The sequence below is a fragment of the Flexistipes sp. genome, assembly GCF_036172515.1.
Lineage (GTDB): Bacteria > Chrysiogenota > Deferribacteres > Deferribacterales > Flexistipitaceae > Flexistipes.
This window is the reverse complement of the sequence record NZ_JAXKVW010000025.1, coordinates 1-20,502: the sequence shown is the minus strand read 5'-3', so window position 1 is coordinate 20,502 and position 20,502 is coordinate 1. Positions and strand designations below refer to the sequence as shown.

Below are 20,502 nucleotides of genomic sequence, written 5' to 3'. Positions count from 1 at the left end.
GAGCGCTCGACATGAGTGCTCGGTGGAGCGGAGAAATCTAAGACGTTGTTGGGAAAAAATACCCCCTCTTAATCTCCCCCTAAACCAGGGGGAGAAGAACTTTCCTTCCCCTACCTTAGGGAAAGGGTAGGATGGGGTATGAAAACAATCTTGTTTGACAATGAGATTTCTCGGCTGCGCTCTAGGTGACATTTGTTGTATAGCATCCGCCTTGTTCGGATAAATAGAATGCTATGCATATTTGCCAGTTTAAAAGACTGGCGCTAGCCGCAGGCATTCTTTCGAACGAAGTGAGAAATCTCTACTATAAGAAACGATATAGAAAACAAATATGCAAATGTGCTTAATGTATTTTTATAAATTTTACTACACCTTGATCCCCTCCTAACTCTTCGATAGGAGGGGAGGCTGGGTGTGGTACTTTTTCAAAGGAGTCAATAAAGGACAAATGAACTCTTTAAGCGATTTATGGGATGCACGGAAAACTGTATTAAACTGTTCTTTCCCCCCTTTGTCCGAAACGGTGAGCCTGGAGCAGGGAATGGGGAAAATACTCGCCCGGAAAATTCTCAGCCCGGTGGACCTGCCGCATTTTAACAGATCCAGAATGGACGGTTACTGTATAAATGCAGAAATTTCCGATTTCAGCAAACCTTTTAAAATAACGGCTGAAATCTCCGCCTCGGATTATCCTGAAAACACTCTCGACAAAAACGAAGCCCTTAAAGTGGCTACTGGTTCCATGATACCTGAAAATGCGGATATGGTGGTTCCGCTGGAGTATTCAAAAAATCAGGATGGAAAGCTCTTTTTGGAAAAACCGGGAAAAAGGTTTATAGATGTAAAGGGGAGCAAAGTAAAACAGAATGAAAAAATATTTCCACCAAAACACAGGCTCGACCATCGTGACCTTGAGCTTCTCGCCTCATTGAAAATCAGTCATATAGAGGTTTTAATGCCTCCAAAAATAGGGGTGATATCCACAGGCGGCGAAATCACCCATCTTTTCCACAGCAAACATTCCATTGTTAACAGTAATTTCTACATGCTTACCGCACTTCTGAATAAGCTGAATATTCCACACAGTTATCTCGGAGTTGTACCTGACAGCAAAAAAGAGCTGGCAGAAGTTCTTAAAACAGCATCTGAAAGGTATGATATAATCACTACCTTCGGCGGCACCGGATTTTCCCGTTTCGATCTGCTGACAAATACAATAAGACAACTGGGCGGAAAAATTCTTGTAGAAGGTATAAACGCAAGCCCTGGCAAAACATTTAAATTCGCTGAGCTAAACAGCAGACCTGTTTTTATCTTCCCGGGAACACCTGAATCAGCCGTTGTTTCCACTGAATTTTTTCTCATTCCATTTGTTAAAAAAATTATGGTTCCGGACTCAGGAGATTTTCATGCACAAAAAAGTGCTGTAAACTTCGATTTAAAAAAGAAGGAAGGTTTTTATAAACTTATACAGACTTATACATACTTTGAAAACGGTTCCCTGCATTCAGCAGACAGATACTCTGTAAAAGTTCCCGGCAGCTTATCGTCATTCAGAAGTATTTCGGTGATTGATAAAAATAAGGAAGGGATACAAAAGGGAGAAGAATGCGATACATTGTTAACATATTACTTATAATTTTTTTATCCGCACAAGCCTTTGCTTCACACAGGATAACGCCGGTGGTGGAAGCCATCAGGAAGTTCGAAAACACCGTGGTAAATATCAGAACGGAAAAAATCATCCGACAGCAGTTCAACCCTTTTTTCAATGACCCCTTTTTTGATAACTTTTTCGGTTTTAACAGAGTATATAAAACACAAAGTCTGGGATCGGGTTTTTTTGTCAGGGAAAACGGTATCATTGTTACGAACTATCATGTAACAAAAGCTGCAAACAAAATTTTTGTCATTTTAAACAACGGGAAACAGTACAGCGCAGAAATTATAGGAAGTGACAAAATTCTGGATTTGGCTGTTCTGAAAATTAACAGTGATGAAAGTTTCCCTGTTGCCAACCTGGGTGACAGCAGCAATCTTTACCTGGGCGAAACAGTGATTGCAATGGGGAATCCTTTCGGGCTTAACAGCTCTGTGACCACAGGAGTAATAGGCTCCACCAGACGGATACTGAAAGTTGATAACGGTTTTTCTGTTTTCATCCAGACAGACGCACTGATAAATCCCGGAAACAGCGGCGGACCTCTCATTAACTTAGACGGTGAAGTAATAGGTATTAATACCGCTATTTACAGAGAAGCCCAGGGAATAGGTTTTTCGATACCTGTTAATGTGCTAAAAAGGGTGCTGCCTGATTTTCTGAAATACGGGTATATAAGAAAATCTTACACAGGATTTCAAACCAGCGAGACGCAGGAGGGGCTCAAAATTACCGATATATCGGCAGATTCACCAGCGGAGAAAAGCGGATTGAAAAAGGATGATATGATTCTCCAGATCGAAGGTATCCCGGTCAGAAGCAAGATGGCCTTAAAGTATATTCTCCGATCTTATCCTCCGGAATCAACCGTTGATATTGTTGTAAGCAGAAATGAAGAACAGCTTGAGCGCAGTCTTATACTGGAAGAATTTCCCGAAAATTATGGACTTGAGTATCTTAAAAAGGAATTCGGACTTACATTTAACGGCAAAACGTCTCTCATCACAGTGAAAAGCACTTCCATACCTTCGTATATCAAAAAAGGTGACGCTCTTATATCCGTCAATAATAAGGAAATCAACAAGCTCAGCGATTTAAACAATATAGTTGTGAATAATTTGGGTGGAGAAATTATTATGACCCTTCACCGGAATAACAGCACTTTCAAGATAAAACTGAAAATATAAGCAGAAGATAGCGAGGAGTGATGACTAAATTACTGTCTTTCCGACCGGAACCGAGAACATAGGGATTTATGTGCTCGGTGAAGCGGAGAAATCTCAGATATTATTTGACAAAATGTACCCCCTCTTACTCTCCCCCTAAACCAGGGGGAGAAGTGAAGTCCCTTCCCCTAAGTTAGGGGAAGGCCAGGATGGGGTATGAAAACAAAATTGTTTGACAAGAGACCTCTCCACTTCGGTCGAGGTGACAAAAGCTTAAATGCCATTAAAAATCAAATCTTGATTAATCACAACTATTTCCATATATTTAGATAATACAAAATTTAGTGAGGTTTGCCATGCAACTAACCGATGAAATGCTTTACAAAACATTAAAAGAAGCGGAAAATATTGCAATAGTGGGTGCTTCCAATAATCCGGAACGGGCAAGCAACGGAATAATGAAATTTCTGATGAAAAACAACTATAATTGTTTCCCTGTCAATCCCAATGAAAATGAGGTATTAGGTGTAAAAGCATACAAAACTCTATCAGAAGTACCGGAAAAAATCGATATCGTTGATGTTTTCAGAAGAAGCGAAGCAGCAGCAGATATTGTAAGGGAAGCTGCGGCACTAAATCCCGGATTTATCTGGCTTCAGGAAAATGTGTACTCAGAAGAAGCTGAAAGTATAGCATCCGGAAAAAATATCCCCATCATCATGAATAAATGTATTTTCAAGGAGCTCCTCAGGCTTAAAGTTTTAGACTAAAAATTCTTGCATTATGTACATTAATATTACATATTTCTAAAAATTTTGATAGTATCGTTGTGCTGGTAGATAGCTTTGAGCTGAAAGCTTTTATATTTTTTGCAAAATTTTTAACTCAGGCTATCAAATGTACTGGTTAAGGTGTTTTGACATCTAGAGCAAAACCGCCCACGGGCGAAGAAATGGAGAAATCTCTGCCGTTATTTGAGTTAGAGATTACCGCGTCGCCTACGGCTCCTCGTAATGACTTCCAAAAAACGTCATTGCGAGGAGTGGAAACGACGAAGCAATCTCGTAATTGAGATTACTTCGGAACTCAGTCCCTCGTAATGGCGCCACCAACTCGTCATTGCGAGGAGTGGAAACGACGAAGCAATCTCCTTTACGGCTTTTGAGATTTTTAGTCGCCTTCGCCCGGCGAGAAATGGTGGAACTAAGTGCGAAACTAAAGATAAATATTAACAATAAATTTCGGGGTATTTTATGCAATCTGCTTATTTGGTTCTTGAAGACGGCACTGTTTTTAAAGGTGAAAGTTTCGGTGCAAAAGGTGAAGTTGTCGGAGAAGTTGTTTTCAACACTTCCATGTCAGGTTATCAGGAAATAATCACCGACCCCTCTTATTACGGTCAGATGGTGGCAATGACCTACCCTTTAATCGGCAATTACGGTATAAACGAGCAGGATTTTGAGTCATTAAAGCCGCACGTTTCCGCCTTCATTGTAAAAGAATACTCAAAAACATATTCAAATTACCGGGCAAACATCAGTCTGGGAGAATTCCTGGAAAAACACGGTATTATTGGAATTACGGGTATTGATACAAGGAAACTTGTCAGACACATCCGTCTCAGGGGGTCGATGAACGGTATAATCTCAACACAGACAGATAATATCGATGAGCTGCATAAAAAGGTAGCAGAAGCTGACGGCATTGAGGGCAGAGACCTTGTGCAGTACGTATCCTGTTCTCAGCCATATCAGTGGAAACAGGGCAGCTGGGATATTGATAAAAATGATTTTAACTACGCCGGTAAAGACGACTATCATATTGTAGCTGTGGATTACGGAATAAAGCAGAATATCCTGAGATATTTCGTCGATTGCGGGTCAAAAGTCACAGTTGTTCCAGCCAAAACAACTTTTGATGAAATTGTAAAACTGAATCCAGACGGTGTGTTTTTGTCAAACGGTCCCGGAGATCCGGAACCACTGCATTATGCTCACGAGCTGGCAAAGGAACTTGTTGACAATAATTATCCTGTTTTCGGTATCTGTCTTGGCAATCAGATTCTCTCAATAGCACTTGGAGGCAAAACATACAAACTAAAGTTCGGGCACCACGGCGGCAACCAGCCTGTCAAGGATATGACAACGGGTAAAGTGGAAATAACAGCTCAGAATCATTGCTTTGCAGTTGATGTTGAATCGCTGAAGGACAAAGTGGAAATCACCCATGTAAATCTCAATGACAAAACGGTTGAAGGTGTAAAACTAAAAACCAAACCCGTTTTCGCCGTACAATACCACCCGGAAAACGGTCCGGGTCCGCATGACGCAAAATACCTTTTTACCCGATTTTTGAATATGGTGCAATCAGCAAGGCATGCTTAAGAATCTTTTTATTCTGATAATAATTGTTGCTTTTGCAGTAACCTTTGCCATTGGTTATTGGATTAATACCTGTGAAACATATCTTAAAAATAATTATGTCACTCTCGAGCTGCATATTGAAAAGGGTGAATCCTTTAACAAAACATACAACAAAATTTTCAAACACCTGGATACTCCTCCGTTTTTCAAAAGCTATCTCAAATATGTCTATCATTTTGCAGGTAAGCGCAAATTTGGCTATTACAGAGCCGATGACATGCCGTTAAGTCAACTTATAAAAAATATCAAAAAAGGAACCCAATATAATATAAAAGTAACGTTCCCTGAGGGGTACAACATTTACGACATCGCAAAACAGCTTGATAAAGCAGATATTATTAAATATTCAGCCTTTATAGACAATGTAACAAATAAAGATTTTGTTAAAAATATTACCGGCAAACAATACCCTTCTTTGGAAGGTTTTTTATATCCTGATACATACTATTTTCCAAAAAGCGCAGACCCTGCTGATGTGGCAAAATTGATGTATCAAAACTTCCTTCAAAAGCTGCCTGAAGATTTTGAAAGCAAAGTAAATAAATACGGGCTGGATTTGTATGAGGGGGTGATTTTAGCCTCGATTGTGCAAAAAGAAACATACAGCAAAAGTGAATATCCGATTGTGGCTTCCGTATTTTACAACAGACTCAGGAAAGGTATGAGACTCCAATCAGATCCTACAATTATTTATGGAGTTTATCCAAAATTTGACGGAAATCTTCAGGAAAAACATCTTGAAAATGCCGGAAACCCTTACAATACTTACCAACACTCAGGGCTGCCCCCAACTCCCATCTGCTCACCCTCAAAAGGAGCTTTAAAAGGGGTAGCAAATCCAGCTGACACCGATTATCTTTATTTTGTTGCCGGAGAGAACGGCAGCCACCTTTTCAGTGAAACTTACCGAGAGCACGTCAACAAAGTAAACCTCCACCAGAAATAAGAATGCCGTGATGCGTGATACCGTGATGCGTAAGGCGTTATGCGTGACTGGAAGGTAGTTGAGGTTTTTAATGTATTTGATGTTGCTGAGGTGAAAACCATTAGCCACTTTTCAAGTTCACAAATCAACCAATAACCAATACACCAAGCAAATTTCTCCCCTCCACCAAGCACTATGCAATATTTCTCGGTTACAATCGAAAAGGCAAAAAGGTGTCATCCCGACCGCAGCGGAGGGATCTCGTTGCCAAACAGCCTTGTTTTTATACCCCATCCTATCCCCTCCTATCTTAGGAGGGGAACCAGTTTCTCACCCTGAATTAGGGGGAGAGTAAGAGGGGTACCTTTCCCAGAAAACTGTCTAGCATCCGCCTTGGGCGGATAAATAGGATGTTACACATATTTACCAGTCTAAAAGACTGGTGCTAGCCGCAGGCATTACCTCGACCGAAGCGGAGAGGTCTTTTGCAAAATAAAATTAAAGATCTCTCAACTTCACTCCGTTTCGCTCGAGAAGACAATAATTTATCCCATCTTGGGCGGAGTCAAGGGGTCTCAATATCAAATAAGATTGAGACTTTAAAATAATTTGGAAGCAGGGCTTTAGCCCTGCAATATGCGACTCTTGTTTTGGAAGCAAAGGTTTTTTACGGGCGGCGCTGAAGCGCCACTTCCAAAAAAATAAAACACATTATTCAAGGCTCTTGAGAAATTTATTCAAATTATTTTATGCTTTCTAAAAATATTAAAGAATGACATAAAAAAAGCCGGGCACTTGCCCGGCTTTTAATTATTTCAGTTATCTAAGCTGTGCTTAGAAGTTTACGTAAAGCTTACCATAGAATCCTTGTGCAGGATCATCGTTGCCACCGTTGTCTACATCAGGAGAAGCATAACCATACTGAAGTTTTAAGCCTGTGTTCTCATACAGACTATAATTAGCAGTTAAAGTAGCAACCATTATTGAATTAAGATCAGTAACGCTGTCTTCCTGAGGTTCAAAGTAACCAACATTTGCTGCAAGGCTTAACTTTTCCATAGGGCTGAAAGATACATAAGGAGCTATACCCATAGAACCAGAGTTAGTATCAAGCTCGAAAACAGCATTATATCCAGGAAGAGCTACATCAACTATATCACTGTCAGCAAAACCGCCAACAGGAGTAAAAGAATCCCAGTTATTCAAATATGTAATCTGATCTTCATCACTGGCATCTGTACCAGCAGCATAGAAAAATTCTGCACCAACTTTAGCCATACCTACGTTGGCGCTACCATCAAGATAGAACTGACTTCCAACTAAGTCCATATCAGAGGCATCTTCAGAACCTGTAAAATAGTTATATTCTGCATTAAGAGCTACCATTCCGGCTTTACCGTCTGCCTGCAGGCCGATTACACTCATATCAGCACCATCAGAATAAGTTGCGTTCTCACCAGAAATTGCTGTAGCATAAAAAACGTTAAGGTTTGCCATTTCTGCAGCATAACCTAAATTCAGACCGTATAATGTTATATCTTCTGTATTCAAGTCGGAAGAATCAGACTTAGCGCCACCTTCAGAATCTTTCTGATATAATGCAGTTACTGAAAGAGGTGTTTTGAGTTTAAGAAGAAATCCATTTCCATTTGTATCAACAGCTATCGAGTTACCAAGACCAAAATATTGGCGACCGGCTCTAAGCATAAACATATCTTTATCGATTTCAAGGTATCCTCTGTCCTGGTCTATAACAGCTGGATCACTGTGAGTACCGTAATCACCCCATGTTTCTTCCATGAAGTCAAATCTGAAATTTACACTGATACCGTCTGCTACTTTAATCTTACCGCCGATTCTGAATCGCTGATCAAAATAGCTTTCTTCATCAGCTTTAGTACTGTCATTAAAATCTTGGAAATTTTCAAAAGTTTTACCTCTTACTCTCATCTGACCGCTAAGGTCAAGTCTGCTGTCTGCATAAACAGACACTGCAAATAGCAGTACAACTAATGCAATTAACACTTTCTTCATAATACTTCCTCCTGTAGGTTTTTTCTTAATTTTAATCCCTTTGGGGATTTACTACCTTTTTAATTACTTGCTTTAAATAGTACGATTTGAATGGTTCTGGTGCTCTGTTAAATAAAATGCCAACACAACTTCTTTTTTAGCATCACCACCTTTTCAAATTTTTGAATATCTTGCATACTAATAATCTTTAACACAGGATTTACACCCTGTCAACAAAATTTGGTATATTCACAACATAATTATATTAAGTGGACACAATGCAATATCCCCGGCACTTTCAGTGATGTTCCGATATGAGAGAGTGAAAGTGAGAGTGAATGTGAGTGTCCAAATAACCAAAATTGTTCAAGGTATTCAAAACTGAGCATCCTGTTGATAAATGGCTTTGCCACTTACCTTCGGGATTCAACAGTGCGAGGGACGATACTTTTTGTCATCTCGAGCGGAACGGAGTGGAGTCGAGAGATCTATAATGTTATTTGACAAAGAGATCTCTCCGCTTCGGTCGAGATGACAGGAAAAAATGTATAGCATCAGCCTTGGGCGTGGATAAATCTATACCGTAAGAAATGATATAGCAAATAAATATGCAAGTGTGCTTATTAGTTATTTGTTGTTATTCATGATTATTCATTGAGAAAGGTCCCCCTTGTGAAACTTTTGTTCCATTTCACTATGGTTAAAAAAGATCAACATTAAATACACAAATTACTCAAGGTGCTCAAACTATCAAAGAGTTAGGAGGGGATTAAGAGGTGGTAAAATTTATAATAATACATTATTCAAAGGTCTCACATTGAAAATCATATATTATTCAAACAATCCATAAGTTTTTTTTCATTTTTGGCACCCTCCCATTTTTTAGAGCTATGAAAATACGCAGATATTGTTAGTACATAGATAGAGATCCCTCGGCTTCGCTCGGGATGACATAAAACACTGTCATTTCGACCGGAAGCGAGCGCTCGACATGAGTGCTCGGTGGAGCGGAGAAATCTAAGACGTTGTTGGGAAAAAATACCCCCTCTTAATCTCCCCCTAAACCAGGGGGAGAAGAACTTTCCTTCCCCTACCTTAGGGGAAGGGTAGGATGGGGTATGAAAACAATCTTGTTTGACAATGAGATTTCTCGGCTGCGCTCTAGGTGACATTTGTTGTCTAGCATCCGCCTTGGGCGGATAAATAGAATGTAAACATATTTACCAGTCTAAAAGACTGGTGCTAGCCGCAGGCATTCTTTAGAACAAAGTGAGAAATCTCTGCCACATAAAACGACATAACGAATAAATATACAACTGTGTTTAATATTGGGATATCTTCATGAGCGAAAACCCCGATATTAAGATAAAGTATTGTCAAATAGCATAAGTACATAAATTTTGGGAGGTTGCTAATTTTTCATTTAAATTTGATTTCTTAATCAGGTATGGTAATATTAAAGTATTCATAAATATCTAAATAGAGTTGGAGGGGCATATTAGTGAAACGTTCTATTTAATGATTGCAATGTTTTTGAGCCTCTCTTTTATCCCTGTCATCAAGGCATTGTCAGAACATTATGGATTCGTAGATATCCCCAATGAAAGAAAAATCCATAACTCACACACACCTCGCCTGGGTGGTTTGGGGATTTTTCTATCCTTTTTAATATGCTTCTATTTTTTAGGTGAATTTAACTCCATGACCTTAAGTCTGATCGCAGGGGCAACTGTAATTGTAATTGTCGGGATATGTGATGACATTTGTAACATACGACCCCGGTACAAACTTTTGGGACAGATAGCTGCTGCAACTATTATAATTTTTTACGGTAATATATTTTTTGAATTCAATGCTCCGCTGTATCTTGAGATAATTTTAACCTATTTTTGGATACTGGGAGTCACCAATGCCGTTAATCTTATAGATGGTATGGATGGGCTGGCAAGCGGCTTAGCCCTGATAGGTTTTGTTGCTTTGGGAGTGGCCGCATCTCTTCAAGGAAATGTATATTTTGCAACTCTTTGCTTTGTCATGGTGGGAAGTATCTTAGGTTTTCTCAGATTCAATCTACCACCGGCTGTAATCTTCATGGGAGATACCGGCAGCCTTTTTCTTGGTTTCACTATCTCAGTATTGTCACTAATTATATCGTATAAATCCGGCACAGTTCTTTCTGTGCTCGTACCAGTAATGTTTATCTCCATACCGGTTTTTGACACTTTTCTAGCAATAATAAGACGCTTGAGCAAAGGTGAACACCCTTTTTCCGCGGATAAAGAACATTTGCACCACAGATTATTGGAGCTTCACTTCACCACCAAACAGACACTTCTAACTTTTTATTCTCTTTCAGCCCTTCTTGGAGCTGTAGCTGTTATATTTAACAACAAAGAGATAAAATACGGATTAATAATTGCCTTTATTTTAATTTATGTATTCTTAATAATATTAAAAATCAGCCATTTGTTTAATCTTAATCAAATAGTTATAAGGGTAAATGATAAGATAAAATATATAAAACGAATAACAGCAGAAAACAAAACTGACAGTAAACCAATCATTTGCGTAAACTACCTCATTTCAGCTCTCACTTACCTTTTTCTCATAGCGGTAGCTGCTAATAAAACCAGCTGGAATTATGCAGAGATAATCGCAATCCTGATTTTTGCATGTGTGATTTCAATTTCTATCTGGTTATCCAAAATATTGAAAATAAAAAATGAATTCATTAATTTCCTGATTTTTTGGTTTTTATATTATATCAATCTTTTTATTGTTAGTAATAGCCTGGCTAAAGATTTCTTCATCGTATATTGTCTGTTGGTTCTTTTGCTGTCATTGAAACTCATTCTTAAAAAACGTGTAGACTTCCTTTTTATTAGTCCCATGGAAATATTGGCAATTTATGGGCTATTCATGATTAACCTTATGAGCAATATTAGTATTACAAATAATGTCCTCACACTTTTTTTAACAACAATTATGTACTATCCCAACAAAGCTATACTTACCTCAAGATATAAATATTACAGGTATCATATTGCCTTTATGTTGATTATTCTGATATCAATGCCGTACGGTTTTTACTATTCGTTTTATAAAGAAATGACCGACAGCTATAAAATAAATTACACGAAATACGTATCCCCCATTTCCTACAAAAAAACAGCAGATGAATATATTGACCAAGGTAAATATAAAAAAGCAAGGGATGTTATCCTCGAATATCACAAAAAAGCCCGTTTACCCATTATCCAAAAGATTGTATACGGAAAAACAAACAAAATTTACGCCAACCTTATTATAAATGAATTAACCAAAGGCAATCTTAACAAGTCAAATAAATATCTTGAAGAATACTTGAAGATGCATCCTGAAACAATTTCTGAGTTGTATAATCAAATAAAGCCTTTTTTTAAACAAATATCTCAACTAAAGATTGAAAGACCTGAAGATATAAAAGTATCCGGTATACCCCTTAACAAAATTTTTTCCAAGTACAGCGAAACCATAAAAAAAGCTGGTTTGAAGCAAATTCAGAAAGGTTACGCCAGTCAGGGCAGAGAATGCCTTAAAGTAGCAACTACAATAAACGGTTTTTTAAGGTAAGTAAGATCGCAAAGAAGCAAAAAACACGTTTGATATAAATAATATTTTATGATATAAAATAGCCTTGTTTATTTACGCAAAACTTATAAAAGAGGTACTTTTTTAAATGGACGATAACAACAAAAATACACCGCCGGCATACGAAGACGAGATTGACCTTAGAGAATTATTTTTGACCATCTGGCAAAATAAATTTTTAATAATATTAATTACAGCACTAATTGTCACATTAGCATCATTTTACGCTTATTACAAAGAACCTGTTTATGAGTCTAAAGCTGCTTTTGAAATAGGTATAGTTAACGAAGAAGTATTGGTTGAGCCTAATATTTTAAAAAAGGAAATAGAAGTGGTTTTTGACGTAGAAGAAAACAAGGGGTTTGAAGAAAATAAAGCTATAGTTCATAATGTAGAAATAACGGATAATATTCTCACAGTAACCACCCGTGGTTTATCAAAAGCTGATGCAAAACAAATGTTAGAAAATGTGTCAAAATACATCAAAACTAAGTATAAATATAAAGTTACCGACCGTATAGAAATATTGAATGAAAGAGCAAAACAAATGAAAAAGGAACTGGCATCAATCAACAGCAGAATTGATACTTATAAAAACAAAATAAAAAAATACGAACAAAATATTAAAATTATAAACGAAAAAAGGGTTAATGACAAAGCTCAGGAAACTTTGTTCGCATTAGAAGAGATCAACAACCAACGGCTGATACAAAGTCTCCAGGATAAAATAGAAGAACTTAAACTTCAAAAACAAGAAATCAGGAATATTCAATTAAAAAGAGTAAAGCTTGCAATGACAGAGCCATACACACATAACACAAGAGTATTGGGAAAAATCGAGGTTTCAGAAAATCCTGTTGCTCCAAATAAAAAGCTGATCATAGTGGTAGCTTTTGTCACCGGTATTATTTTATCTGTATTTTTGATCTTTTTTAAAGAGTTCATAAAAGGCTTTAAGGATTATACCGAAAATAAATAATAGCTAAGGCTGTTCATATTCACTTAGTCTTTGGATCCAACATGACAATCACAACATAGTAATTTAAAATAATGCAATCAGGAGCGTTTATTTTTTTGACTCTGATATTGCATGCGCCTGTAGCGGAGTAACTCGGTCAGCGTATTACTTGTTTTCGGTCACCTTCAATATAGACTCTCGGTTCCGGGAGGCTGGCTCAGTTAATAACGGACAACTGGCTCTATCGAGCCGGAATGTACAAGGATAAGAATTCAACAAATTATTCAAAAGTCTTTAAAAATATCTGTGCCAAGACCTCAGTAGCATGTCCCCGCCACACTCTTCTATTTAACTCTGAAAGCCCTGGCTACGGGAAAATTATTGTACACTTCTTCAAATTTGTCTTTGTCATATTTCCCCAAAATGTATTGTTGATTAAAATTTGAGTTATATACTTCATTCCGCACTATATAAATACCGCTGATATATCTTCCGTTTGTTATAATTATAACATTAAGGTTACTTTCAAAACCAAATCTTTGTGTATCTTTGACGTAACCTCCATCCACAAAAACGATACGTTTCAGAGGAATGCTCCTGTTCTGCATCTGCAGCACTCCCTGGTTAAGATCAATATTCATACCCCTGCATTGCAGCACATTATTTTTCATGGAAGAGCAGTTTACAGCCTGATAGCCACCCGAATCACTCTCTCTTTCATTAAAATCCCAGTTTCCGAAAAAGCTCATGGCTCCGTATTTGCCAATCATATCGTTTGTATAATAAACGTATGTATTTTTATTTGTCAGATCGCCGTTGTAATTTAAGACATGATCCAGCATATAATCAGGGGATTTGTTATCTTTTATCATATCATTGATAGAATCAAATCCTTTATTGTCAATATATGTAACTATATTATGCATTACGCTCTGATTGTCAGATGTAAAACCTTTTGCAACAAAATACGTACGTGCGCCGCCGTGAGCACTTCCATCGTGATAAGTTGCAAGCTCTGCAATATCCATAATTGCATACCCGTAGTCCCACCAAGTAAATACTGCTGAATGTTTCGGCAGTTGTCGTTTCAGATCAAGAAAAGTTTGGGTTATCGGTCGTGAGATTGAAGGTCTGGGTATATAGTCATATGCTGTCATTCCTGCCGTAAGAAAGAAAATGATAAAAGCTATCGGTACAGATATTACCTGATAATTCAGCTTGTTTAAATTGATATACTTAGTTCCATATTTTAAAATGATGTCCACAAAAAAACCTATCCCAATCCCAATAAAAGGAGCCAGAAACATGGAAAATCTGTTGGATGAATAAAAAGCCAGGCAGCCTAAGCCAAACATGGGCAGCATTGGCAGCAAAGAACGCCATTTATAAATAAGGAATCCTACAGCAAGAATTAAACCTGCTATACCAATAGCTTGGTTGCCGATCATCATTTCAATAACTTCTTTGATATTTTTATTCTGGCTCTCAGTAATAGTCTGTAGAATGTTTGGAAAAACTATCGTCTTGCTTTCAGAAGCCGAGAAAAAAGAAGCTATATATTTGCCGAATACGAAATTATATAGGTTAAAAAAACCTCTGTAAAAATACACGGGATATGAGAACAAAATGAAAAGCAGTGAAGATATACCCACGACTTTCCATTTTACTCTTTTGATGAGAAGAAAAAATAAAAATATTGCAAAATAAACAATTATAAAGCCCGGATGTTCATACCACCATGTAAAAAAATACATGGTCAGACCTAAGATCACCGAGTAAAAATAAATACCCCTATTTGTTTTGCATTTATCCATGAGATATATCAGGTAAGCAGCAAAGAAAGGGAAAAACATATTAAGCGTATCTGTATCAACCCTGCCTGTGGAAGCCCTCACATAATAAGCGTAGCTGAAATTACCTATTAAGCCTCCGAGTATACCTGCAGCAGGAAAACCTATGCTGAAAAAATAAAGTATGAAGGGGATAACCAGTAAACCGCCCAGAATATTTGTCAGTTTTATGCCTGCGATATAGATTTCATTATAACCTTCCGAATCAAACAAACCTTTGGTCTTGTCTATCATATAGCTCAGCATTGGTACTTTGTCGGGCATACTTGCACCGTCAGGGTACTCCTTCAATGGTAGTTTCACATCATTTTCAAAAGGAACTTCCCCGTACAAATCAGCATATCTGAGCCAGTGGTATGCATCCAATGTTGTCATAGCAGGATAATTTTCTGTAAAATAAACAGGTTTATTCTGGAACCAGAAATTCAGTTGCTCATTCCGTTTATACAGTGTGAGACCATAGCAAACAATTATTATAAAAAAAACGGCTAAAACTTTATAGACATTAGACTTCATAATTCCCCCTATTTCTCACTACATACTAAAACCAAATTTTTTCTTAAAATCAATAAGTTTTTAAATATTTCAAAACTCTTCCTATTTTAAATTTTGCAATATTTTTGTAAAGCATTATATAAAAAATGCAAAATAAAAAAACAAAAATAATCAATATATAAGTATGCTGCCAAAAAAGAATCGCCGGTATTATTGCTAAACTGCATATCAGCCATAGAAAAGGAGATGTGGCTGAATTTCTCAAAAGGACATTTTCTTTTCTGTCCAGCTCAAAAATAAAAGGTACAACCCTCTTGTATAAAAGCTGATGCAGATGAAAGCTGTCCGGATGACCGATCTTTGTTTTTTTTAAGATTTTTCTTCTGTATATTGAGAAAACGGTTTCAAATACAGGATATATAACTACCAACAGAGGGAACCAAGAGGAAACTTCACTATTTCTGTTAACAAGTAAAATAGACAAAACCGCAATTACAAATCCAATAAAGTATGCACCACCGTCACCTAAAAAAATCTTCCCAAAAGGATAATTCCAAATAAAAAAACCACCAATAGAACCTATCATAATAAAGCACATGCCAAGTACAAGAACATCATGGAGTTCAAAAGCTACATAGCCTAAAGCCAAAAAAATTAATATGGAAACCACTGCTGATAAGCCGTTATACCCGTCAATAATATTTATTGAATTTGCTACACCTGAAGCAGCTATTATAGTAAAGATGTATGCAAAGACTTTTATTTGAAATAAACTGTCAAAAAACGGGATATCTATACTCGTAACTACAATATTAAGGAGCAAAATTCCAATGACTACAGAAATAAAAGCAGCAAACAATCTTATTTTTACAGTTATTTTTTTTACGATATCTTCAACGAGACCAGCAAATGTTATCGGAATTGCAGATAAGAGGATATAAAAGATTTCCATTTTGTGAAACACAAAATAATAAAATATAGCAGCAATAAAAACACTTAATACAATTGCTAATCCACCAATTCTTGAGGTGGGAAATACATGAAATTTTTGTGGACCGTTAAATGTATCTCTAAATTTTTTATGATTTAAAAGGTATATAAATACAAAGTTCAAGAAAAATGATAATATAAATGCGATTAACAGGCTTTTTATCATGTTTTATTTATATTATAATTTACAGCCAAATGTAAATATAAATCACTGTACTTCTTTTTCTAAATTTCCTTACAATTTTTATTGGAGCAATACACTAGCACCAACACTGCCCTACTCACTTATTCCTACCGTTTCATTATTTCAGCTTTGTCTATTTTTAGTATGTCACAGACTCTCTCAAAAACGTCGGCAGCAAACTCCAAAACTTCTTCTATCTCTTCCCTCGTTGGAAGACTTCTATTGGATGATGGATACGATTCACCTATATGATATTCACTTATCTGCTAAAGCACAGAAATCATCATCAAAATTTATATGATCTTTGATATGTTTATAAATATCTACTAAATCATGTGTTTTAAATATCTTGCTATTGTCATACGCTAAAAAAGACTTCAAGCTGATCTCAACAGCATAATGAATCTCAATAGCTATTATATCAGTATAATGCTCTAACTGGAAAAGTAGTTGCGCACTACTTAAATGGTGCCATGCTTTTGTAAGCCACTCTTTAGCTGCTGTTTTGTTCATAAAGAACCTTTCCATTTTTTAAAATATCCACTCTGTAAAAATAATCCTCTCTGCTTTCTAAAAACTCTTTCGAACTCGCTAAAATATCAATGCCGTTAGTCCTATAATTCAAAATAATATCTCGTAATCTTTTTCTGGCTTCAAGTGTAAACTGTCTGGGCTCCTTAAGACCAGATTTTACCAAAAACAAATCTATATCACTTTCGTCATCAGGATTACCATAGGCATAGCTTCCGAACAGTATAATTTTGTCAGGATTCAGCGGTTTTAAACGCTCAACGATTTCTTCTTTTAATTTTTCAATATCAATATCTTTTCTCATAATAAAATAATACAGATTTTACGGTCAAAGTTCAAGAAAGTGTTTTTTATATGTGCTGAGTATTAAGTGCTAAGAATTAGTGCTGATGTTGAAATGGTCTATATACTTAACAAGTTTTCCCAGTCTCTACAAATCTTGACAACCTTTCCCTAATTCACAATTTCTCTACTTATCTATCTAACTTTACACTCTTTTCCCATTCATACGCACTTTTGCAGATGATTTCAAGATTATCATATTTGGGCTGCCAGTTCATCGAACTTTTAATTTTTTTATTATCGGAAACAAGAACTGCCGGATCACCTTCTCTTCTGCCAGATACTTCCACTTCAAAATCTATTCCCGTCACATTTTTCATCACATCTATGACTTCTTTTACACTGTATCCTCTGCCGTAGCCGCAGTTGAAAATATCGCTGGGATTCTTCTGCAGATATTCGATTGCCCTGATATGAGCGTCAGCCAGGTCATCCACATGGATATAATCCCTTATACATGTTCCATCTTCAGTGGGATAATCATCGCCAAATATATACATTTTATCCCTTTTGCCCGCCGCACATTCGGATGCTATTTTTATCAGATGTGTTGCATTGGGAGTGCTTTGACCAATTCTGGGGGAGAGTTGTGAAATGTCAGATGTGAAGTGTGAGGTGTTAGGAGCTGGGTGTGAAGCGTGTTCATTGTAGTGGATATCAGCTCCGGCTACATTAAAATATCTGAAAATCACATACTTCATCTTTCCGCCTGCTTTAGCCGTATCCTGCAGCACTCTTTCACTCATCAGTTTTGACCAACCATAAGGATTTATAGGCTTGGTTGCATAAGATTCATTAATTTTAAATTTTGAATTTTGAATTTCAGGTTTGGGTTCCCCGTAGACAGCTGCCGTCGAGCTGAACACGAATTTTTTAATTCCGTTCTCCGAAGCGCATTTGATAAGGTTTGTCGTATTAACTGTATTATTCATGTAATACTTTGCTGGATTCTCCACAGATTCGGGAACTATAATAGATGCTGCAAAATGTATTATCGTATTAATATCGTTTTCTTGAAGTATCTTTTCAACCTCGTGGAATTCTTTCAAATCAAGCTTGATAAATGTAAAATCCCTTATTGATTTGAGGGTTTCCAGGGTACTTTCTCTGCCTGTGCTCAAATTGTCCAATATTATTATTTCATGCCCGGTAAATTCCAGCAGCTGTTTCACAACGTGGCTGCCGATATAACCCGCTCCTCCTGTAACAAGTATCTTCATATATGAAAATCTCCTTTTAAGTATTATTGTATAATAACAATTAAATTGCATTAATATGTTAATATACGGTCAATTTGAAATCAACACGAAGTCGATTTTATTCAAATATTCTGGGTCAAATCCTTTCGGCTTGCAAATAATTTAGACAAAATCAAACCAAGAATAATCCCAATTATATCAGCTGTTATATCCAATAGTGAAAATTCACGTCCTGGTATAAAATGCTGGATAATCTCAATATGCAATGCATAAATCAGCAGCAAAGTTATTTTCACTTTTTCACTTAGCTTGGTAAAAGCAAGTAAAAAAAGTACGTACAATACCATAAAAGCCAATACGTGATTCAGCTTATCCCAGCTGTGGGACACCGCTTCGATTTCTCTTGTAGTGACAGCCAAATACTCTATGACAATAACCGCAGACAAAAAAACTATTTGATAAACGCGTTTCATATTTCTCCCAATATAATCTCACACTTACGAAGTGTGAGATTGGGTTATTCTAAAAGTAAGTGTTTTATTTTATTAAGTTTTGCCTGATAACCTTTTCTGGAAGTTACAAAATGTCTGTATTCTTCAGAATTAATATCAATATAATTTGTAAAATTGCATACATTACGCTCTGATTCATGCAAGTATTCTCTATATGAAGAATACGGCCAGTCTTCAGGAGTTGGCACTAACTTTGAAGAAGTCGGATTAAGATGGATATATCTTGTCAAATGCAGTAACTGCTCATCCGTTTCCACATATACACTTTTAAATCTCCCCTGCCACAAAGGCCCCTTTCTACTATTTTTATTGTTAAAATATCTGGTATAGCTGTCCAGGATATTTTTCATATAAGCAGATATCCCTTTATCTTTCTTTTGAACAAGCAGAAAATGAATATGTGTGGGCATGAGACAGTAAGCGATTAAATCCACTATAGTATCTTCAGAGTGAGTATACTTTTTGAGATACTCATCTTTATTTTTAATACGTACATATTCAGAAAATCTGGAAGGTCTCTTTTCATAACCATAAAACTTCATCATTTCTATCATTCTGTGAAAATCGGCAACGCTACTGAATATTTCGTATCCGGCTATGCTTTTTGTGAACACATGATAAACATGATCTGTAACAAGCGGATGTTTTCTCATAAAATGCTCCAGCACCAATCTCACACTTCGTAAGTGTGAGATTGGGTGATCTTAGCCAATAGGTATAAAATATATTTAGTAACAATTAGTTATATTATGAAAACTTAGTATATTTGTCAAATATTATCCTCACACTTACGAAGTGTGAGGGAGGGTACTCAAATCATCCACATTAGTCCATCTCATTGGAACTCATTGCAAAATATTTAAAATATTACTATAATAACCTTATAAATCGTAAAAATGGAGCATTTAAAAATGCCGGCAAATCAAACAGAACTCACAAAAGGACATATCTTGGAATGTTTAAACCGACATAAAGACGTATTGCGTAACAAATTCAGCGTAATAAAAATTGGTCTGTTCGGCAGCTATGTAAATGATACTTATGATACGGGCAGTGACATTGATATTTATGTAAAATTCAGCAATACCAACTTCAGGAATGTTGCTGGAGCATGGGTTTATATAGAAAAAATTTTAGATCACAAAGTTGATTTGGTGTATGATCATAAAGACTTAAATAAACCATTAAAAGAGAATATCGAAAAAGAAGTCATGTATGGGTAAAATCGACATAAACTTTACGATTGACTTTATATTGAAAAGCATTGATTTGATTGAAAAAAGGTTTTCTGGCATAGATTCTGGTGAGGATTTTCTTAAAAATGACAAAAACCTGGAAAAATTTGATTCAATATCAATGAGACTCCAAACAATCGGAGAAAATATAAAAAATTTATATAAAAACAATCCTGAAGTTTTGGAAAATTTTGCTACTAAAGATTATTGGAGCAGTATTATGAAGATGAGGGAAATCATTTCCCATCATTATATAAACATTGATGCTTGCATATTCCGGCTTGATAGAGCCAGGTGTCCGTTATGAACTGAGCCACCCTTCCGGAACTGAGAGCCAGTCAATTCCAGAAGGAGAGCCAGCATTAAATTAAAATTTCCAGGCTTTTAAT

Annotated in this window: 17 protein-coding genes; 9 read left to right on the top strand and 8 right to left on the bottom strand. The window is 36.5% G+C overall.

Annotation, left to right across the window (positions count from 1 at the left end):
• The first annotated feature begins 448 nt into the window (after window positions 1–448).
• The 5 genes from UMU13_RS11395 (at window position 449) to mltG (ending at window position 6,195) form a co-directional block, all read left to right on the top strand.
• Complete coding sequence (locus UMU13_RS11395) at window positions 449–1,639, top strand: molybdopterin molybdotransferase MoeA (protein ID WP_328219221.1); 1,191 nt, start codon at window positions 449–451, stop codon at window positions 1,637–1,639.
• On the top strand, window positions 1,609–2,847 hold the full coding sequence (locus UMU13_RS11390) for a trypsin-like peptidase domain-containing protein (RefSeq protein ID WP_328219220.1): 1,239 nt from the start codon (window positions 1,609–1,611) through the stop codon (window positions 2,845–2,847). The genes UMU13_RS11395 and UMU13_RS11390 overlap by 31 nt, the downstream gene beginning before the upstream one ends.
• Before the next feature lie 335 nt (window positions 2,848–3,182).
• Window positions 3,183–3,596 (top strand): CoA-binding protein, encoded by a 414-nt coding sequence (locus tag UMU13_RS11385; protein ID WP_328219218.1) that lies wholly within the window; start codon window positions 3,183–3,185, stop codon window positions 3,594–3,596.
• A 483-nt stretch (window positions 3,597–4,079) separates the two neighbouring features.
• Window positions 4,080–5,210 carry a glutamine-hydrolyzing carbamoyl-phosphate synthase small subunit gene (gene carA / locus UMU13_RS11380; protein ID WP_328219217.1) on the top strand — a complete coding sequence of 377 codons (1,131 nt, stop codon included), beginning with the start codon at window positions 4,080–4,082 and terminating at the stop codon, window positions 5,208–5,210.
• A complete protein-coding gene (gene mltG, locus UMU13_RS11375; protein ID WP_328219216.1) occupies window positions 5,203–6,195 on the top strand; it encodes an endolytic transglycosylase MltG in 993 nt (330 codons plus the stop codon). Before carA ends, mltG begins: the two co-directional genes overlap by 8 nt.
• An 813-nt stretch (window positions 6,196–7,008) precedes the next feature.
• Here mltG and UMU13_RS11370 read toward each other — a convergent pair.
• Window positions 7,009–8,199 carry a hypothetical protein gene (locus UMU13_RS11370; RefSeq protein ID WP_328219215.1) on the bottom strand — a complete coding sequence of 397 codons (1,191 nt, stop codon included), beginning with the start codon at window positions 8,197–8,199 and terminating at the stop codon, window positions 7,009–7,011.
• A 1,689-nt stretch (window positions 8,200–9,888) separates the two neighbouring features.
• Between UMU13_RS11370 and UMU13_RS11365 the strand changes: the two genes are divergently transcribed.
• Both UMU13_RS11365 and UMU13_RS11360 read left to right on the top strand, forming a co-directional pair.
• On the top strand, window positions 9,889–11,799 hold the full coding sequence (locus tag UMU13_RS11365) for an MraY family glycosyltransferase (RefSeq protein WP_328219213.1): 1,911 nt from the start codon (window positions 9,889–9,891) through the stop codon (window positions 11,797–11,799).
• Window positions 11,800–11,905: 106 nt separating this feature from the next.
• Complete coding sequence (locus UMU13_RS11360; protein ID WP_328219212.1) at window positions 11,906–12,796, top strand: Wzz/FepE/Etk N-terminal domain-containing protein; 891 nt, start codon at window positions 11,906–11,908, stop codon at window positions 12,794–12,796.
• A 323-nt stretch (window positions 12,797–13,119) separates the two neighbouring features.
• On the opposite strand, the gene UMU13_RS11355 is transcribed toward UMU13_RS11360, so the two are convergent.
• The 7 genes from UMU13_RS11355 to UMU13_RS11325 form a co-directional block, all read right to left on the bottom strand.
• A complete protein-coding gene (locus tag UMU13_RS11355; RefSeq protein ID WP_328219211.1) occupies window positions 13,120–15,141 on the bottom strand; it encodes a hypothetical protein in 2,022 nt (673 codons plus the stop codon).
• A gap of 49 nt (window positions 15,142–15,190) precedes the next feature.
• A complete protein-coding gene (locus UMU13_RS11350) occupies window positions 15,191–16,072 on the bottom strand; it encodes a glycosyltransferase family 4 protein (protein WP_328219209.1) in 882 nt (293 codons plus the stop codon).
• Between the two features lie 477 nt (window positions 16,073–16,549).
• The gene (locus tag UMU13_RS11345) at window positions 16,550–16,807 is read right to left on the bottom strand and encodes a HEPN domain-containing protein (protein ID WP_328219207.1); all 258 of its coding nucleotides are present in this window, start codon (window positions 16,805–16,807) and stop codon (window positions 16,550–16,552) included.
• Window positions 16,788–17,129 (bottom strand): nucleotidyltransferase domain-containing protein, encoded by a 342-nt coding sequence (locus UMU13_RS11340; RefSeq protein ID WP_328219205.1) that lies wholly within the window; start codon window positions 17,127–17,129, stop codon window positions 16,788–16,790. Before UMU13_RS11340 ends, UMU13_RS11345 begins: the two co-directional genes overlap by 20 nt.
• Window positions 17,130–17,298: 169 nt before the next feature.
• Entirely contained in the window at window positions 17,299–18,387 is a 1,089-nt protein-coding gene (gene galE / locus UMU13_RS11335; RefSeq protein ID WP_328219204.1) for a UDP-glucose 4-epimerase GalE, read from the bottom strand.
• 101 nt (window positions 18,388–18,488) lie between these two features.
• The gene (locus tag UMU13_RS11330) at window positions 18,489–18,839 is read right to left on the bottom strand and encodes a VanZ family protein (protein ID WP_328219201.1); all 351 of its coding nucleotides are present in this window, start codon (window positions 18,837–18,839) and stop codon (window positions 18,489–18,491) included.
• A gap of 44 nt (window positions 18,840–18,883) precedes the next feature.
• Window positions 18,884–19,531 (bottom strand): transposase, encoded by a 648-nt coding sequence (locus UMU13_RS11325; RefSeq protein WP_328219199.1) that lies wholly within the window; start codon window positions 19,529–19,531, stop codon window positions 18,884–18,886.
• A 243-nt stretch (window positions 19,532–19,774) separates the two neighbouring features.
• Here UMU13_RS11325 and UMU13_RS11320 point away from each other — a divergent pair, with 243 nt between their 5' ends.
• Both UMU13_RS11320 and UMU13_RS11315 read left to right on the top strand, forming a co-directional pair.
• Window positions 19,775–20,101 carry a nucleotidyltransferase domain-containing protein gene (locus UMU13_RS11320; protein ID WP_148255783.1) on the top strand — a complete coding sequence of 109 codons (327 nt, stop codon included), beginning with the start codon at window positions 19,775–19,777 and terminating at the stop codon, window positions 20,099–20,101.
• Window positions 20,094–20,420: a HepT-like ribonuclease domain-containing protein gene (locus UMU13_RS11315; RefSeq protein WP_328219198.1), complete on the top strand. Its 327-nt coding sequence runs from the start codon at window positions 20,094–20,096 to the stop codon at window positions 20,418–20,420. The genes UMU13_RS11320 and UMU13_RS11315 overlap by 8 nt, the downstream gene beginning before the upstream one ends.
• The last annotated feature ends 82 nt before the right edge of the window (window positions 20,421–20,502 follow it).

Bases quoted from the DNA above. Each gene is read 5' to 3' on its own strand.
- UMU13_RS11395 (WP_328219221.1), top strand. From the start codon at position 449: ATGAACTCTTTAAGCGATTTATGGGATGCACGGAAAACTGTATTAAAC.
- UMU13_RS11390 (WP_328219220.1), top strand. From the start codon at position 1,609: ATGCGATACATTGTTAACATATTACTTATAATTTTTTTATCCGCACAA.
- UMU13_RS11385 (WP_328219218.1), top strand. From the start codon at position 3,183: ATGCAACTAACCGATGAAATGCTTTACAAAACATTAAAAGAAGCGGAA.
- carA (WP_328219217.1), top strand. From the start codon at position 4,080: ATGCAATCTGCTTATTTGGTTCTTGAAGACGGCACTGTTTTTAAAGGT.
- mltG (WP_328219216.1), top strand. From the start codon at position 5,203: ATGCTTAAGAATCTTTTTATTCTGATAATAATTGTTGCTTTTGCAGTA.
- UMU13_RS11365 (WP_328219213.1), top strand. From the start codon at position 9,889: ATGACCTTAAGTCTGATCGCAGGGGCAACTGTAATTGTAATTGTCGGG.
- UMU13_RS11360 (WP_328219212.1), top strand. From the start codon at position 11,906: ATGGACGATAACAACAAAAATACACCGCCGGCATACGAAGACGAGATT.
- UMU13_RS11355 (WP_328219211.1), bottom strand. From the start codon at position 15,141: ATGAAGTCTAATGTCTATAAAGTTTTAGCCGTTTTTTTTATAATAATT.
- UMU13_RS11350 (WP_328219209.1), bottom strand. From the start codon at position 16,072: ATGGAAATCTTTTATATCCTCTTATCTGCAATTCCGATAACATTTGCT.
- UMU13_RS11345 (WP_328219207.1), bottom strand. From the start codon at position 16,807: ATGAACAAAACAGCAGCTAAAGAGTGGCTTACAAAAGCATGGCACCAT.
- UMU13_RS11340 (WP_328219205.1), bottom strand. From the start codon at position 17,129: ATGAGAAAAGATATTGATATTGAAAAATTAAAAGAAGAAATCGTTGAG.
- galE (WP_328219204.1), bottom strand. From the start codon at position 18,387: ATGAAGATACTTGTTACAGGAGGAGCGGGTTATATCGGCAGCCACGTT.
- UMU13_RS11330 (WP_328219201.1), bottom strand. From the start codon at position 18,839: ATGAAACGCGTTTATCAAATAGTTTTTTTGTCTGCGGTTATTGTCATA.
- UMU13_RS11325 (WP_328219199.1), bottom strand. From the start codon at position 19,531: ATGAGAAAACATCCGCTTGTTACAGATCATGTTTATCATGTGTTCACA.
- UMU13_RS11320 (WP_148255783.1), top strand. From the start codon at position 19,775: ATGGAGCATTTAAAAATGCCGGCAAATCAAACAGAACTCACAAAAGGA.
- UMU13_RS11315 (WP_328219198.1), top strand. From the start codon at position 20,094: ATGGGTAAAATCGACATAAACTTTACGATTGACTTTATATTGAAAAGC.